Genomic DNA, 16065 nt, shown 5'->3' on the forward strand with positions numbered 1-16065 from the left:
CGCTGGTCGGCGGCCCGTCATCGGTACTCGGGGTTGGCATTCTCGAAGTCGAATCGGCGACCTCGGTCCCACTCCGACCGCCGGTTGCCATATGCCGGGATGCCCTCGGCGCTCTTGATCATCTGCGCCAGGTGCATGAGGTTCCACGTCATGAACGCGGTGTTGCGATTGGTGAAGTCGTTCTGCGGCCCACCCGACCCCGGATCGAGATAAGACGGGCCAGGGCCGATGGCTCCGATCCAGCCTGCATCGGCCTGCGGTGGGATTGTGTAACCAATGTGCTGCAGGCTGTAAAGCACGTTCATCGAACAATGCTTGACGCCGTCCTCGTTGCCCGTGATCAGACAGCCGCCTACTCGGCCGTAGTAGGCGTACTGCCCGGCGTCGTTCAGCAGGTGTGAGCACCCATAGAGCCGCTCGATGATCTTCTTCATCTCAGAGGAGTTGTCGCCGAGCCAGATCGGACCGCACAACACGAGAATCTCGGCCGCAAGGACCTTGTCGTAGAGGGCAGGCCACTCGTCGACCGTCCAACCGTGTTCAGTCATGTCGGGATAGACCCCGACGGCGATGTCGTGGTCGATGGTCCGTATGACTTCCACCTCCACACCCTCGCGCTTCATCAGGTCGGCGCTGAGCCGGATCAGCCCCTCCGTATTACTCGGTTCCGGAGACCGCTTGAGGGTTCCGTTGAAGAACAAGGCTCGGAGGCCATCGAAACGAAGATCCATCTGAATTCCTTCGCAGCGAGTGAGGCCGTTCGGTCGACCTCGCCGGACAGGTCCGTGATACAAGCGATCGCAGAGACGGTGCACACCTGCTTGACCCGGTAACGCGGCGGACGCCTGGCTTCAAGGATGTCACCGCTCCGAGGCACTCCCGCCCCTCGCCTGGTCGCCGGCGAGCAATGCCTTGACTGTCGCAGCATCGTCGGAGACCACACTGACGGCCTCATGAAGCACCGTCCTCACTTGGGCGTGTGGGATGACCGCGGCGCCTGACGCGTCGGCGAACACGTAGTCACCAGGCCGAATGGCGACACCGTTCACCACGACGGGCCGGTTCGCCTCGAACGGAGTGACGACGTCACCACCCCAGTGGACCGCCTCACCTCGGCAGTACGCAGCAAATCCGTATGTCGAGAGTTCCGCGAAGTCGCGTAGCCGTGCATCGGTCAGCACGCCGGCCAAGTTGTGACGGGCCAGCCGGCTCAGCTTGGTACCTCCCGCCATCGAGGCATCGGGATGACCGTTGCTCGCCAACACCAGCACGCTGCCCATGCCCCCATCGGACACCGCTTCGTCGAACAGGTTGCCGAAGTTGTAACGATCAGGTGGCAGCGCTACTTCGCAGGACGGAAAGTACGAGATCGTGACCGCAGGGCCGAAGAGCAATCTGCCCGGCGTCGGGCTCACCAGGTCAAGGATGTGACATCGGTGACGGTGCAGCCGTCCCATGGCGTCCACGATGTCAGCGGTACCGACCTGTCGGGCCAGAGCGCGCAACTCCGGATCTTCGGTCATCATCGGACCTCCCGGCCCCGCGAGAGCCCCACCTCGTCACCCAGGCTCAGGCGGTGCGCGGTCCGTTGCTCATATCGTCGACCTGAATCCCATCGGGATCGACGGGCTGCATTCGGGTTCGTCGTGCTCCAGGTGCGGGGTTGCCGTCGCGGCGATCGATCAACACGTGCCATCGGTAGCCGACGGTGCTGCCGATCGGCCTTTCCCGATTGTAGATGGATCCCCAGCCTGATCGCATCCGTACTCATCCTGGCCCCGGCACACCACAGCGGATGAAAGCCTGACGGGATCTCGTTCGATCCGTGGCACGAAGAGGTTGCTGACCACCGATGACCTCTTCGTCACCGGGCGAGTTGATGTGCTTGCCTCACGCGGTACGCGGCGCGGCCACCGATGTCGGCTTTGAGCGAGGTTGCCCCGCCGGGGACACGTCAAAACCCCTTGTCGGCGCCGTGGGTGGCCAGTTGCGTACCCTTCGGAGGCGACAATGACAGCTCGCCGGCGTGCCGGACGGTCGTCGTCGGTGATATTCCGGGCCGCGACGTACCGATGAGCGAAGTCGATCCCTGCGATTAGGATGCGATCTGCCTCCACCATGTGGATATCCCCCACGGTCACGATTCAGCTCGGCTCACCGCCTCGACTGCACCGTACCGCATCGATTACGCTCGGACACCTCCGACGAGCGCTTTCCATCTGCGTTGTTCCATTCGTGGCGGAAGTAGGCGGGTTCGCCGACTCGACCGGGTTGCGCCTTGCTCGGCGAGATGCCTACGCGCTCGGTGCGCCAGTTGTCGTGCGTTGGATTCGCTCAGGTCGAGCGCCTCAGCGATGTCGCGGAACGGATAGTCGAATGCCTCGCGCAGCACGTAAACGGCGCGTTCGACAGGGGGCAGCCGTTCGATCAACAGCTGGACTGCGAGCGCGAGCGCCTCGCTGCGTTCTGCCTCCATCGCTGGGTCAGCGGATGCGACATCTCGCTCCGATAGTCGTCCGGAGACACTGACCTCGCGACGAGCGTGCGACGAAGTTGCCTCATTGAGAGCAACCCGCGTCGTGACGGTCACGAGGAACGCGACCCGATCGCGGACCCGTGCGCGGTCCGTTCCTTGCCAGCGGACCCACACATCCTGGACGACGTCCTCGGCGTCGAAGACACCACCTACTATTCGATAGGCGATCCCGAACAGTCGAGAACGAAGGATTTCGAAGTCAGCCACCGCATCGGCCATTGCGGGATCGGTCATCGCGCCGCAGGCGATCGAGCGATCGGGGCGGTCGTCACATCTCCGGCCATACCAACGATCGACGAGCCTGACTTCTGATCACGCTGGCGAACTCCGGTGGCGTGGTGTCTGCTCTCGGTTCGGTCGCTGTCCGACCTCGACCCCGGGTTCACCGGCGGCGTATTGGATCGGGAGGGGCGCACGGTGACGAGATGCGGGTGCCGGGGCCGTTCTCCGATGGGCAGGACGTGTCGCCCGAAGGTGGCTTGCAACACCGTGGCGCCGGCGAGGTACCAGGGGAGCAGGCCTCCGGTGATCAACTGGTAGGCACCGACGCCGAGGACTGCGGCGTGGACGCCGAGCAATCCGATGGCCAGGAGTGCGCAGCCGGCGGTGAGCATCGTGAGCGCGGCGGCGAGAGCGACGTTCTCGGTGGTCGCAGCGGGGGCACCGATCCATGTGATGGCTCCGAGCACGACGAACCAGAAGCCGTAGGCGGAGGCGGTGCTGTCACGGGCCAGGATCGGGGGAAGGACACCGAGGGCGACGAGCAGGGTGTACAGGCCGTAGGCGATCCAGAAGGATCCCCAGAGTCCATGCATGGCGATGGCAAGGGCGTCGCGGACGTGGTAGGCCCACATACCGGCCAAGAACTGCGCAAGGCCGCCCACTGTCAGAGCACAGTAAGCCCACATGCCGGCCAGGAACTGCGCGATGCCGCCAGTCGTCCGAGCGAAGGGGAACAGCACCAGCAGGTGGTCGGCGCCGCCCTGCCAGCCGGCGAGGTTGACCGCGACCATGAAAGTGGCCGCGACAATACCGAAGAGGCCGATAATGAAGCGCGCGAAGACAGGAGAGAGTGTCATCGATCCGTGGTCACGCCCGCATGCGCAGTCGAGTCCGGGTGATATATCCCAGTTGCCGATGTTCTCATGTTCCCCCCTGATGTTGAGCAGTTCTTGCTACTTCTGTGCCCATGCCAACACAATTGACGTCGACCAACGGCTTCCTGGCCTTCACTCGACGATGGGCAGCATGTTTCTTCGACCCGACCGAGACCACGGTCGGCCCGGGACGATCACATCATTGCCACCACGGGGTCGCGCATCGGATGATCAGCAGCACCCCGGTGGCCCATGAGGCGAACAGGCTCGCCATATCCGGAGAAGTCGGCATCCCGGACGCACTGGCCACAGTGGATTTCACGCCGTCCTACAACGTGCAATTTCCTGACGTCCGACGGCGCCGATTTCGGAGAGGACGCACGGCCGGTTCTCCGAGTCCTGCGTCTGCCGGATCGAAGAGAGCGGCTCGGGCGACAGTGTGTCGAGCATCGTCGATGTGCTGCCAGTCGACGACCTCGCCATCGACACGTGTCAGCGACGGGGGCGAGGCACGGGTGGCGGCGAGCACCCGACGTGCCCACGCGAGCTTGCTCGGCGCCGGTGCGAACGCGGAGTTGGTCATGCAAAGCTGCCGGGGGTGCACACACATCTTGCCCGTGAAGCCGAGTCCGACCGAGTGTCGCAGGTCCTCACCCAACCCGATGATGTCGTTCACATCGACGCTGGGCCCGTCGATCGGCCCCGGTAGCCCGGCCGCGCAGCTGGCCATCACCAGTCGTGAACGTGCATACAACAGGGCAGCCGCCCCGCCCGCGATCCCCAGTTCGCGTCCAAGCCCTGTCGCTCCGAACGCGAGCCGCAGCGTGCCATGAGAAGCGGCGATGCCATCCGCGTTCTCGATTCCCGCGGCTGTCTCCAGCATCGCCACGATCGTCACTCCCGCGCGCAGCTGCGCTTTGACGGCCCGGACCTGATCCGCCGACTCGGTTCTCGGCAGCACGATCCCCCGCAATCCCGGACAGGCGACGACCGCACGAAGGTCGCCGCTGTAGAGGTCAGTGTCCGAACTGTTCACCCGCACCCACGCGTTGCCGCCTCCGGAAAGGTACTTCGCAACAGCGTGGCGGGCGAGTTCCACGTTCTCGGGTGCAATGTTGTTCGCCAGGTCGAGAACCAACGCGTCCGCCTCGCGAGACTCGGGTGTGCTGAACCGATCGGGACGGTCACCGGGAGCAAGCAGCCACGTGCGGGCGTCGACTCCGCTGATTCTTTTCACCGATCTCCTTCATTACTTCGCACCAACGGAAACGACATCAACCTTCGACTCCCGTTGACATAGGTGGATCCGGATCAGATTCGCTGCTACAGCATTCATGAAGTGCCACACGTGCCCAGCGACCCGACTTCTCGCGACGAGCACGGTGATCTCATGCTCAACCTGCGACCCGACGTTCCTTTCAATCTTTGCGGATACCCGATCCGGATCGCCGGGCTGCCGCGTCTCGAGATAATCCGCCAAGACTCAGACCTTTCGCATGAGATTGGAGGGGCGTAGTGTCACCGTGAGTCCACGGGCCGGCGTTGCGATGACTCCGCGAACACGAGGTTCGAGCAGCGCTCCGGAGTGGTGCACGCTCTGGCCGCTGCGGGCGTTGCGGGACCACACTGCTAACTCGAGCGCGCCCAGAATCAGATCCGTGGTGTCGTAACGGTCCGAACACCGCCATCTGACGATGCGGTTGGAGAACGCGTCGCGGGCCGCAGGAATCAGAATGCGCCTCTCCGCAGAGGTCCGGGTGGAGTCGGCGGCCCACACCCGGACCGGAGCGCGTGCGGTGAAGTCGCGGTTGACCCTGTCCGGCGCTGGTGCCGTGTCCGGGTTGGGCCTGGTTGAGGCTATCCACCGGCGCTTGCGTGCAGCGTCTCCCGCGGCAGTTCGCCGAACTGCTCCCGGTATTGCTGGGCGAAGCGGCTCTGGCGCGAGAACCCCCACCTCATCGCAACGTCACTGACCTGCACGAGGGAGGGCTCGCTGCGCTGCAGCTCGGCGGCTTTTCGATGCCTGCGCCGGTGCTGGTGGCAGTTCTGATCGGAGCCCCGCTGGTTGAGTGCAATAGGTGGCTTCGAACCCGACAGGCGGGACGTAGGGTGGGTTGTCTGGAAAGTGTGTTCATTCCGTCTTCACACCTCCTTGTGTTCGACCGCTGGTGCGTCACAGCCTCTGCGCGATCGAGCCTAAGAAATCTCGTCTCGGTCTACTATCCGTTGAATGCGCCGCGCTATCCGCGCAGAGCACTGCCACGCGCCTACGCTCAACGGATGCAGGGCCGCCGCCGTTGAATGTCGGGTGTGGGCAACAAATCCTTTGCATCGACCCACGAAAGCTGCGGCTGCCGCCAGGCGCAGCAGTCGACCTCCGACCGGGAAAGATCAATGACAGCCGCACAACCAACACAGCTCGACGAACTGAAGCTCTTGACAAGTGAATCGACCCCACCCGGGCCACGATCTTCCCCGCTAACCTCCCACCGATCCCCATACACACCGGTCAACGTCATTCCGGACGCGCCGACCCGGCTGACGACGATGCCGGCGGCAGCACACACGATCCGATCGGGCGTCACCGCACCCCGTGAGTCCGCAGCGGAACCCGCTCCGCTGCATCATCTCCAGCATCGATCGAATGCTCACCAGCATAGACCATCTGGTCCACTTGCATACCGTGATCCGTGAAATACTCCCCGCAAACGGCGAGACCATTCGGGCAAATCCGAAAGAATCGGCCGGACAGATCGATCGCGACATCTCGCATGGCAGGCGGTCGTCACGTCGTCGGACCAGCCTGACCACCCGCGGCCGGTGCCGGAGCAAGCCTCCTGCGCAGCGCCTGCCCACACGTGAGGCGTTGACCCGGGTCCACATCGTCAGCGCCGCCGCGGATCTCCTGCATGCCACAGGACGTTGCCGACACCACCCTGGGCCAGGCGGTCAACACATCGGGCACCAAAACGTCCATCCCGCCCAGGTCGTGCATCAACGTTGAACTGAACGGTCAAAGGCAACGTCCGCCCGGCTCCCGTCCATCTGCGACACCTGTCGATCACCTCCAGCCATCGCCGGCCCCATGGATGCGTGCGCAGGCCCTCACCGCTGTCAAGAGGCCAACCGCCAACTCCCCCGGTTTACGCAGGTGAAAGGGCTGGATACGCCGGCACCGAGACGCCTCACACGCCTACCAGCAGACACTCAGCGATGTGGCGCGCACCACTTGATTGCCCTCCTGTGGGCCACCAGGCTGATGCCCTAGCCTGGAACAGGTAGTCCAGTTTTGATCCCGACTGCTCTACGACGGCCTCATCCCGCCCCGGGCACACCGACCCAGCACTGGGTCGCCACCACCGCACCACAGCCCAACCACCACAAACAGGAACAGGAGACCGCCATGCCCGAGCCCTACACACTCCCCACCCAACCCGAAGACATGGCCGCATCACTGGTCGAACGATTCAACTCCGGCAACGTCAACGCAATGATGATCCACTACGAACCCGGAGCCGTATTCGTCACCAGAGACGGACACCCCCTCACCGACCCCACCCAAATCGCCGCCGAACTCGAACGCGACCTCAAACACGGCCTGCCACTCACCGCCACCAACCGCCACGTCTTCGTCGCCGGCGACATCGCCCAAATCGTCCTGGACTGGACCATCGACGGCACCAGCACCGACGGCACACACATACACCTCCAAGGCTCCGCCAGCGACATCCTCCACCGCGGCGCAGACGGACACTGGCGATACATCATCGACAACGCCCTCGGCACAGCAACACGACAAACCACCTGACACGCGTACACCACGAGGTCGGCGATGCCCCTCTTCAGCGTGGCGTCGACGATCACCACCACGTGGTGAACTGCCCGTATCACGGAAGATCAGGTTTCCACGCTCAAACCTCACGTGAACGGGGCCGTCCTCGCCGATCTGCAGATCGTGAGTTCCTCCGTCTTGCAATGTAAGATCGCGCTGGTTCCGATTCTGTGGCGTATCAGCAGGGAGTCATGAATGAGGAGCGAAAACGATCAGATCATCACCGAGTTCCGGGCCAACGCCGGGGACGTGCACGAGGCGGAGGGCGGGCGCTTCAAGAACGTCGAGCTGCTCCTTCTACACGACGTCGGCCGCAAGAGCGGACGGGAGTTCGTCCATCCGTTGCTGTATCTGGCCCACGAAGGCAGCTACCTGCTCCTCGGGGCGGCCGGTGGCGCACCCGACGAGCCGGCATGGGTCGGCAACCTCGCCGCGATGCAGGAGGTCATCATCGAGGTCGGCAGGCGCACGCTGACGGCGACGCCGACGGTGTTGCGGGAAGGCCCCGAACGGGACCGGTTGTACGCGGACTTCGTGGACTACTGGCCCGATGTACGCGAGTATGAGACCCACACGACCCGTACGTTCCCCGTGGTGCGCCTGGACCCGGCCGAGTGACCCTCCGACCAGACGCCCCGGGCGCCTGACCCACCGCCGCGAGGCTCCTCCGGCATCGGGCAAGCATCGGCGTGACCGCGGATATCCCTCGCTCACCCAGCTGACCCCTGCGGATGTCCCACCGCTTCGGAAGGAATCTTGCACATCTCAGAAGGGACAGCTCCGCCATGCCCGACATTGCAGCCCAGGCACGCTACGAACAGTTCGCCGAACTCCATCGCGGCCCCGACACGTTCATCATGCCCAACGCATGGGACGGCCCGTCAGCCCTGCTCTTCAAGGAAGCCGGATTCACGTCCGTCGCGACCTCTTCAGCGGCTCTCGCCGCGACACTGGGCCGGATCGACGGCATCCACGCCATCAGCCTCGACACGCACCTCGACCACGCCGCCCTACTCACAACCGTGAGCGGCCTGCCGGTCAACGGCGACTTCGAAGACGGCTACGGCAAGACTCCCGAAGACGTCCGGACCACTGTCAACACTGCCATCTCCCGCGGTCTCGCCGGCATCGGAGTGGAAGACACCACCGGTGACCCCTCCAACCCGATTCGTGACTTCGACGACGCGGTCCGGCGCATCGAGGCCGCCGCAGCAGCAGCACACGGACACATCGTCCTGACCGGCCGTACCGACAACTTCTTGTGGGGGATCTCCGACATCGACGACACCATCCGCCGCCTCTCAGCCTTCGCCGAGGCGGGAGCCGACGTCCTCTACGCACCGAACCTGCCGGACATCGCCTCCATCAGCGCGGTCATCAAGGCCGTCGCGCCCAAACCGATCAACGTCCTCGTCAGCCCCTACGACACCGCTACCCTCGCCGAACTCCAGACGATCGGAGTCCGCCGGATCAGCCTCGGGGTCGACCCCTACACGCACGCCCTCGGCGCCACAAAGACAGCTGCAGCGAAGCTCGCACGAGGAGACCTGACAGCACTCGCAACAAACCTCGACTTCGGCCACATCATCGACCTCATCAAAGGCTGACCCGGCGCCACGACCGCGGCCGGGCCTAGATGTAGCCGGTCAGACGGCGATCACCGCGAGCACGATCATCAGCCGCCCGCGGTAGGTCTCCCCACCCACTTCCCCACCACACGCCGCTCCGCCTGTGCGATGCAGGAGGTGTCGGTGATGCCCTCGGCCTCGGTGCGGGACAACTCGTCCCCACGAGATGCAGCACCGCATCGAGCGCCTTGGGGTCGTCGGAGAACCCGCGGCCGTGTTGGAGTCGACGGCCACGGTGATCGAGTCGAAGCCGCCCTCGCCGAGCACGAGGCGGTCGCGGTGGTCAGCCGAGCCGACGGTGACCCTCCATCCCGTCGTCAGGCCGACGATTTGGGATCACACGACAAAATGCACGGTCGCGCAAATCGACTCATAGTGAAATCGGCATACGCTGGCCGCCGTGACATCCACGATAAACAGCATTGCCATCGAGCGTTAATCTTGTGATGATGAGGTCGTGAGTGCAGCAAAACCGGGTTCCGGTTATGATTTCATCATCGTGGGCGGCGGGAGTGCCGGTTGTGTGATCGGTTCTCGATTGTCGGAGAACGACGACGTACGCGTGCTTCTTATCGAAGCCGGAGAACGCGATCCGCTGCCGGCCATGGCGAGCCCGGCTGGTTGGCTCGCCCTCCTGGGCAGCTCCGCCGACTGGTCCACCCGGTCCACCGAGCAGGCCTTCCTGCGTTCGTCGATCGTCCTGCCGCGCGGACGCGCGCTGGGCGGCTCGTCGGCGATCAACGGGCTGAACTTCCTGCGTGGCCACCGCTCGAGCTACGACCGGTGGGCGGCGATGGGGGCGCAAGGGTGGGAGTTCGACGAGCTGCTGCCCTACTTCCGGCGCAGCGAGCGCGCGGTGGGGCGGGATCCGGTCGTCCGCGGCACGGACGGGCCGATGGTCGTGTCACCACCGCCCGAGCCGCATCCGGTGATCAGCGCGTGCCTCGACGCGGCCGTCGAAGTGGGGTGTGCAGCGGCGACGGACGTCGGCAGCGGCCTGGAGGAAGGTGTCGGGCGCTGCGACAACACGATCGTCGACGGGGTGCGGCAGAGCGTGGCCGATGCCTACCTGCGCCCTGTGCTGGACCGGCCGAACCTGGAGGTGGTCACCGGCGCCGCGGTGCACCGGCTGCGGTTCGACGGTCGTCGCTGCAGCGGGGTCGAGTACTCGCTGGACGGCGCGGTGATCTTCGCGGGGTGCTCGCGGGAGGTGGTGCTCACCGCGGGGACGATCGGGTCGGCGCAGTTGTTGCTGCTCTCCGGTGTCGGGCCGGCGGATCACCTGCGCGACGTCGGTGTGCAGGTCGTGCACGACCTTCCCGGGGTCGGGGCCAACTTCCACGACCATCCGGCGGCGATGGTGAGCTACAGCGCCTCCCGCCCGGTGCCGCTGATGCCGGGCAACCCCCCTGGCGAGGCGATGGGACTGGTGCGCAGCGATCCCGCTCTGGACACCGCGGACCTGCAGATGCTCTTCCTGAGCCGGCCCTTCCATCCGGCCGTCCGCGCCGACTTGGCTCAGGGGTACTCGATCATGTTCAGTGCGATCTCTCCGCGCAGCCGCGGGTCGGTGCGGCTCGCGAGCGCCGATCCCGAGGCGGTCCCGCTCGTGGACCCGAACTATCTCGGTGACCACCGCGACGTCGAGACGATGACGGCGGGCCTGCGCCTCGCCCGGCAGATCGGGTGTGCCGAGGCGCTCGCCCCCTGGCGGGGTGAGGAGGCACCCGCGGTGCCGAACCTCGACGATCTCGCAGCCGTCCGGGAGTACCTGAGGGGAGGCCTGATGCCCTACTTCCACTATGCGGGCACCTGCCGGATCGGGATCGACGACATGGCCGTGGTCGACCCGGAGTTGCGGGTGCGCGGGCTCGACGGGCTCCGGGTCGCCGACGCGTCCGTGATGCCGTCGGTCGTCTCCGCGAACACCAACGCCACGGTCTGTGCGATCGCGGAACGGGCGGCGGCTCTCATCGCCGAGTGACGCTGCAGGCTCAGGTGAACGCTGCGACGAGCGCGGAAGCAGGCCGCTCCGCTGGGGTCACGAGCAGCCGGCCGGGCACCTCCACGGCTGGGTCGAGCGGCCGGATCGCCACGCCGGCCGAGCTCCCACCGCACCCCGGCCCGAGGGTCGTGAAGTAGCCCAGCGACTCGCACTCGATCCAGTTCAGCCACGAGGCGTTCGACGGGGTGCGCACCAGTTCGATGCCGTGATCGGGGCGCCGGGCGAGCACCCCGGCCTTCTGGTGTGCGCCGTCGTTGTCGCAGACCAGATAGCGCCGCCCGGACGGGAATCGGCGGCGCAGAGGGCGGCAGAAGCCGAGGAACTCCGTCCACCGTTTGCGGTCGCGCAACCGGTGAAGCAGCCGCCCTGAGCCAGCTCGCGCGTGTGCCTCACTCCGGCGGCGAGGGTGTCGATCGCGCCGGTGGGCTGGTTGCCCTTTGCGGAACCCTTGAGCTGGTCGGCAACGGCGGTCGGTCCGCGACCATGCCGGCCGGTGCTCAGCCGCGGTAGGCCTCCAGGAGACGCAGCCAGACCTCGCTGATCGTGGGGAAGCAGGGGACGGCGTGCCAGAGCCGGTCGACGGGCACCCGGCCGGCGACGGCGACCGTGGCCGAGTGCAGCAGCTCGCCGACGCCAGGGCCGACGAAGGTGACCCCCAGCAGAACGTTGTCGTCGAGGTCGACCACCATGCGGGCCCGACCCTGATAGCCGTCGGCGTACAGCTTGGCCCCCACGACGACCTCGCCGATCTCGACATCGACCGCGCGCACCCGGCGCCCGGCCCGTTCAGCCTGCGCGGCAGTGACCCCGACGGCGGCCGCCTCAGGATCGGTGAACACGACCTGTGGAACGGCGAACGTGTCCGCGGTGGCGGTGTGGGCGCTCCAGGGCACGGTCTCCACCTCCTGTCCGGCAGCACGTGCACAGATGACGTCACCGATGATCCGTGCCTGGTACTTGCCCTGGTGGGTGAGCAGAGCCCGGTGGTTCACGTCGCCGGCCGCGTAGAGCCACCCGAGGTCGGGCCCCAGCACCCGGCCGTCGTCCGCGATCTCCAACCACGACCCCGACAAGAGCCCCACCGTCTCCAGCCCGATTTCCACGGTGTTGGGCGCCCGGCCGGTTGCGAACAGCACCTCGTCCGCCTCGAACTCCGAACCGTCCTCCAGAACCACCGTGGTAGGCCCGGCGGGCCGGCGACGCTGCAGCTCTCCTACCGACACACCGGTGCGCACCTCCACCCCAGCTCTGCCGAGCGCCTCCGCGACCAGCTCGCCGACGAAGGGCTCCATGCGGTGCAGCAGGCGCCCCTCGGGCTCCAGAAGCGTGACCGATGCCCCCAACCCGCGCCACGCCGTCGCCATCTCAACACCCTGCGGGCCACCGCCGATGACCGCGAGCCGGTCGGGAACGGCGCTGCTCTCGGTGGCCTCACGGTTCGTCCACGCGCGCGCGGCCGCGATACCCGGGATGTCGGGGATCGCCGCCCGGCTGCCGGTGCAGACCACGACCGCATGCCGCGCCTCGAGCACGACCACCTGGTCGTACGGCGTAGCAACGGCGACCCGGCGGGCACCATCGAGCCGAGCGTGCCCGCGGAACAGCTCCGCACCGATCTCCTTGACGAGGTGCGCCTGACGGTCGTCGTCCCAGTTGGCCACGTAGCGGTCGCGACGCCCGAACACGCCGGGCGCGTTGAGCGGACCGGACACCGCATCCCGCGCGCCGTCGACACGGCAGGTATCTGCGAGGGCGATCACCGGCCGCAGCATCGCCTTGCTGGGGATACAACCCCAGTACGCGCAGTCGCCGCCCACCAGTTCCTGCTCGACCACCGCAACCTTGAGCTCCGCAGCTCGGGCCCGGTCGGCGACGGTCTTCCCCACCGGACCGGCACCCATGATGATGACGTCGAAGACGTTGTCCGTTGTCCCGTTCATTCCCCGTCCTTCCCGCAACGATCGTCGTGCCGGTTCTCCCTCGTACTGGTGGCGGCCGTGCCGGACGCGTTCCGCGGTGGGAAAGCCACTCTCCGACGGGGCCGAGGCGCGCGTCGAGCGCAGCCCCTGGTCCGACGACGCCGTCCTGGTGGGCTGCTCACCAGCGCGGCGAAATGGCCACACCCGGCATTCGTCCGGCTCCGTCCGCGAAAGCGGAGGACAAGTAGAGAGACGACCAGCAGCAGCGAGGGCGCCGTGCACCCCGGCCCCGAACGGGGCCGGGCCGCAGCCGTAGGCCGCTGCGGCGAGTCCGCAGCGGATCCTCCTCCGCGGGATCATCTCTCGTCATCGATCGAATGCTCATCAGCATAGACCAATCAGTCCACTTTCATGCCATGATCCGTGGAATACTTCCCGTAAAATACGGAGACTATTCGGGCAACTATGAATAAATCGTCCAGACCTATCGGCCCGCTTACATCTCTCGCACGACAGGGGGTGCCCGACCGGCCCGCATGATCCACGCCGTCGCGGATCTCCTGCACGCCACAGGCGTTTGCCGACACCACCCCGGGCCAGATGGTCGACACATCGGGGACGAAAAGCGCCCGGCCCACCCAGGTCGCGTGCGCGACGTTGAACTAAACAGTCGAAGGCAACGCACACCCGGTGCGACCGATATCGATCACCTCCGGCGTGGGGCGATAGCAGGCGGGACAGGTGACCGGGCGGGACGACGCGCTGCGGCGCCCTCCCAGCGGCTCGGATGCACTCCGGCGAACACGGGCGCCAACCGCACCTCCGGCGGCGTCATTGGTCTATATGGTCCATCGTCGTATCGCTCTCCGGCCGGTACGGGAGAGCGCCGACAGCCGAGCGGACGACCATCGCCGGCCCCATGGATGCATACGCGGGCCTGGCCGTTGCCGAGAGGCCAGGCCTCGCGCCCACTGGTTCACCCAGGTGAGCGGGCTGGATGCGCCGGCACCGAGACGCCTCGCAGGCTGACCAGCGGACACCTGAATGATGTGGCGCGCACCACTCGGTTGCCCTCCTGTGGGTCACCAGACCGATGCCATAGTCTGGAACAAGCAGTCTAGTTTTGATGCCGGCTGCATACGAGGGCCTCACCCCACCGACCCAGCGCCGGGTCGCCACCACCGCACCACAGCCCAACCACCACAAACAGGAACAGGAGACCGCCATGCCCGAGCCCTACACACTCCCCACCCAACCCGAAGACATGGCCGCATCACTGGTCGAACGATTCAACTCCGGCAACGTCAACGCAATGATGATCCACTACGAACCCGGAGCCGTATTCGTCACCAGAGACGGACACCCCCTCACCGACCCCACCCAAATCGCCGCCGAACTCGAACGCGACCTCAAACACGGCCTGCCACTCACCGCCACCAACCGCCACGTCTTCGTCGCCGGCGACATCGCCCAAATCGTCCTGGACTGGACCATCGACGGCACCAGCACCGACGGCACACACATACACCTCCAAGGCTCCGCCAGCGACATCCTCCACCGCGGCGCAGACGGACACTGGCGATACATCATCGACAACGCCCTCGGCACAGCAACACGACAAACCACCTGACACGCGTACACCACGAGGTCGGCGGGCGCACGCGGACGGCGACGCCACCGGTGTTACGGGAAGGCCCCGAACGGGACCGGCTGTACGCCGCCCTCGCGGACTACCGGCCCGACCTGCGCGAGTACGGGCCCCGCACGTTCCCCGTGGTGCGCCTGGACCCGGCCGAGTGACCCTCCGCGTGCGGGGCCGGACCTCCGATCCCGGCACGCGGGCCGGTCAGACAGGGATCACCGTCGGCACGATCATCGCCCGCCTGCGGTAGGTCTCCCCCACCCGCTTCCCCACCACACGCCCACCACCTGTGCGATGCGAGAGGCAGCACCGCATCGAGTGCCTTGAAGCCGTCAGAGAAGGCGCAGCCCGACAACATCGGGCGCGACATGGCCCGGGTAGCGACAGGAAGGGCGACAGCCCAGGCACATGCGCCAGTTGACCGTCCATGCGTGAGGAGGGTGTCCGATGGGCGTGGGTTCATCGGACGTGTTACTCGGACCGTGGCGGTACGCCGGACCTTTTCCTTTGATCCATCGCCGACACACATCCACCCGTTGAGTGGGGAAGGAACAGTTTCATGAGTGAAAGCTTCGCCGGCCGTAAGGTCGTCGTTGTCGGCGGTAGCAGCGGCATGGGCATGGCTACGGCGCAGCAGGTGCTCGCCGGGGGCGGCAGTGCCGTGATCACCGGACGAGATCCGGACAAGCTGCGAACAGCTGTGGAAGCGCTGTCGCAACACGGTCAGACATGGGGCATCGCGGCGGATCTGACCGACCGCGCCCAGGTGCCCGAGGTTCGAAAGCAGCTTGCCGCCGAGCATGCCGACGCGAGTTTGCTCGTGAACGCGGCGGGATATTTCCTCCCCAGAGCGTTCAGCGAATATGACGAAGCTTTCTACGACTCATTCAACGAGCTTAACCGCGCGATGTTTTTCATCACCCAGACCGTCGTTGCCGGGATGGTCGCCGAGGGGAAGGGCGGCGCCATCGTCAATATCGGCGCGATGTGGGCACACCAGGGGATCGCGGGGAGCCCACACGCCGGTTTCTCGGTGCAGAAGGGCGGCCTGCACTCACTGACGAAAGCCCTCGCGATCGAACTCGCGCCGCATGCTATTCGGGTCAACGCGGTCGTGCCGGCGGCAGTGAAGACACCTCCCTACCTCCGTCAGTTCCCGGAGGAGGAACTCGACCTGACCGAGAACACTTTGGCCAGTATGCATCCGCTCGGGCGGATCGGCGCCCCGGAAGACATCGCGAACATGGTGTCGTTCCTGCTCTCGGACAAGGCGAGCTGGATGACCGGCGCCATCGTCGACGTTGACGGCGGCGTCATGGCCGGACGTAACTAAGCGATGTCTCGTAACTGATCTTGAGGCTGGTGGCGGTGCCGGTCTCGGGTCAGTGGCTCAGGGCGATGTTGTG

Annotated in this window: 14 protein-coding genes and 1 pseudogene; 6 read left to right on the forward strand and 9 right to left on the reverse strand. The window is 66.0% G+C overall.

Annotated elements, in window-relative coordinates:
- Positions 1 to 17: 17 nt before the first annotated feature.
- The 6 genes from MMF94_RS41575 to MMF94_RS43525 form a co-directional block, all read right to left on the reverse strand.
- On the reverse strand, positions 18 to 731 hold the full coding sequence (locus MMF94_RS41575) for a flavodoxin family protein (protein WP_241043013.1): 714 nt from the start codon (positions 729 to 731) through the stop codon (positions 18 to 20).
- 129 nt (positions 732 to 860) lie between these two features.
- Positions 861 to 1523, reverse strand: coding sequence for an RraA family protein (locus MMF94_RS41580; RefSeq protein ID WP_241043014.1), 663 nt, complete (start codon positions 1521 to 1523; stop codon positions 861 to 863).
- Between the two features lie 662 nt (positions 1524 to 2185).
- Positions 2186 to 2770 (reverse strand): sigma-70 family RNA polymerase sigma factor, encoded by a 585-nt coding sequence (locus tag MMF94_RS41585; protein WP_241043015.1) that lies wholly within the window; start codon positions 2768 to 2770, stop codon positions 2186 to 2188.
- The gene (locus tag MMF94_RS41590; protein ID WP_241043016.1) at positions 2767 to 3615 is read right to left on the reverse strand and encodes an acetate uptake transporter family protein; all 849 of its coding nucleotides are present in this window, start codon (positions 3613 to 3615) and stop codon (positions 2767 to 2769) included. Before MMF94_RS41590 ends, MMF94_RS41585 begins: the two co-directional genes overlap by 4 nt.
- Before the next feature lie 346 nt (positions 3616 to 3961).
- On the reverse strand, positions 3962 to 4870 hold the full coding sequence (locus tag MMF94_RS41595) for an HpcH/HpaI aldolase/citrate lyase family protein (protein ID WP_241043017.1): 909 nt from the start codon (positions 4868 to 4870) through the stop codon (positions 3962 to 3964).
- Between the two features lie 620 nt (positions 4871 to 5490).
- Positions 5491 to 5730, reverse strand: coding sequence for a helix-turn-helix domain-containing protein (locus MMF94_RS43525; protein ID WP_338104440.1), 240 nt, complete (start codon positions 5728 to 5730; stop codon positions 5491 to 5493).
- 1306 nt (positions 5731 to 7036) lie between these two features.
- On the opposite strand from MMF94_RS43525, the gene MMF94_RS41605 reads away from it, so the two are divergent.
- The 3 genes from MMF94_RS41605 (at position 7037) to MMF94_RS41615 (ending at position 9072) form a co-directional block, all read left to right on the forward strand.
- Complete coding sequence (locus tag MMF94_RS41605; protein WP_241043019.1) at positions 7037 to 7441, forward strand: YybH family protein; 405 nt, start codon at positions 7037 to 7039, stop codon at positions 7439 to 7441.
- A gap of 219 nt (positions 7442 to 7660) precedes the next feature.
- Complete coding sequence (locus tag MMF94_RS41610) at positions 7661 to 8083, forward strand: nitroreductase/quinone reductase family protein (RefSeq protein ID WP_241043020.1); 423 nt, start codon at positions 7661 to 7663, stop codon at positions 8081 to 8083.
- Positions 8084 to 8250: 167 nt separating this feature from the next.
- On the forward strand, positions 8251 to 9072 hold the full coding sequence (locus tag MMF94_RS41615; RefSeq protein ID WP_241043021.1) for an isocitrate lyase/PEP mutase family protein: 822 nt from the start codon (positions 8251 to 8253) through the stop codon (positions 9070 to 9072).
- Between the two features lie 39 nt (positions 9073 to 9111).
- Here MMF94_RS41615 and MMF94_RS41620 read toward each other — a convergent pair.
- A pseudogene (locus tag MMF94_RS41620) lies at positions 9112 to 9417 on the reverse strand (ribonuclease J); the annotation flags it as partial.
- Positions 9418 to 9550: 133 nt separating this feature from the next.
- Between MMF94_RS41620 and MMF94_RS41625 the strand changes: the two are divergent.
- Positions 9551 to 11077, forward strand: coding sequence for a GMC family oxidoreductase (locus MMF94_RS41625; RefSeq protein ID WP_277398962.1), 1527 nt, complete (start codon positions 9551 to 9553; stop codon positions 11075 to 11077).
- 10 nt (positions 11078 to 11087) lie between these two features.
- Here MMF94_RS41625 and MMF94_RS41630 read toward each other — a convergent pair whose 3' ends face one another.
- Positions 11088 to 11447, reverse strand: coding sequence for a hypothetical protein (locus MMF94_RS41630; RefSeq protein WP_241043023.1), 360 nt, complete (start codon positions 11445 to 11447; stop codon positions 11088 to 11090).
- 148 nt (positions 11448 to 11595) lie between these two features.
- Positions 11596 to 13038 (reverse strand): dihydrolipoyl dehydrogenase family protein, encoded by a 1443-nt coding sequence (locus MMF94_RS41635; RefSeq protein WP_241043024.1) that lies wholly within the window; start codon positions 13036 to 13038, stop codon positions 11596 to 11598.
- 1204 nt (positions 13039 to 14242) lie between these two features.
- Here MMF94_RS41635 and MMF94_RS41640 point away from each other — a divergent pair.
- Both MMF94_RS41640 and MMF94_RS41650 read left to right on the forward strand, forming a co-directional pair.
- Positions 14243 to 14647, forward strand: coding sequence for a YybH family protein (locus tag MMF94_RS41640; protein WP_241043019.1), 405 nt, complete (start codon positions 14243 to 14245; stop codon positions 14645 to 14647).
- A gap of 571 nt (positions 14648 to 15218) precedes the next feature.
- Positions 15219 to 15992, forward strand: a complete 774-nt coding sequence (locus tag MMF94_RS41650; protein WP_241043025.1) for an SDR family NAD(P)-dependent oxidoreductase — start codon at positions 15219 to 15221, stop codon at positions 15990 to 15992.
- Positions 15993 to 16065 lie beyond the last annotated feature (73 nt).

The sequence above is a fragment of the Pseudonocardia alaniniphila genome, assembly GCF_022524485.1.
Taxonomy (GTDB): Bacteria; Actinomycetota; Actinomycetes; order Mycobacteriales; family Pseudonocardiaceae; genus Pseudonocardia; species Pseudonocardia alaniniphila.

What these genes read in the sequence shown, in the direction of transcription:
- MMF94_RS41590 (WP_241043016.1), bottom strand. Translation starts at nt 3,615, where the DNA reads ATGACACTCTCTCCTGTCTTCGCGCGCTTCATTATCGGCCTCTTCGGT.
- MMF94_RS41580 (WP_241043014.1), bottom strand. Translation starts at nt 1,523, where the DNA reads ATGACCGAAGATCCGGAGTTGCGCGCTCTGGCCCGACAGGTCGGTACC.
- MMF94_RS41605 (WP_241043019.1), top strand. Translation starts at nt 7,037, where the DNA reads ATGCCCGAGCCCTACACACTCCCCACCCAACCCGAAGACATGGCCGCA.
- MMF94_RS41575 (WP_241043013.1), bottom strand. Translation starts at nt 731, where the DNA reads ATGGATCTTCGTTTCGATGGCCTCCGAGCCTTGTTCTTCAACGGAACC.
- MMF94_RS41640 (WP_241043019.1), top strand. Translation starts at nt 14,243, where the DNA reads ATGCCCGAGCCCTACACACTCCCCACCCAACCCGAAGACATGGCCGCA.
- MMF94_RS41610 (WP_241043020.1), top strand. Translation starts at nt 7,661, where the DNA reads ATGAGGAGCGAAAACGATCAGATCATCACCGAGTTCCGGGCCAACGCC.
- MMF94_RS41635 (WP_241043024.1), bottom strand. Translation starts at nt 13,038, where the DNA reads ATGAACGGGACAACGGACAACGTCTTCGACGTCATCATCATGGGTGCC.
- MMF94_RS41615 (WP_241043021.1), top strand. Translation starts at nt 8,251, where the DNA reads ATGCCCGACATTGCAGCCCAGGCACGCTACGAACAGTTCGCCGAACTC.
- MMF94_RS41585 (WP_241043015.1), bottom strand. Translation starts at nt 2,770, where the DNA reads ATGACCGATCCCGCAATGGCCGATGCGGTGGCTGACTTCGAAATCCTT.
- MMF94_RS41650 (WP_241043025.1), top strand. Translation starts at nt 15,219, where the DNA reads ATGAGTGAAAGCTTCGCCGGCCGTAAGGTCGTCGTTGTCGGCGGTAGC.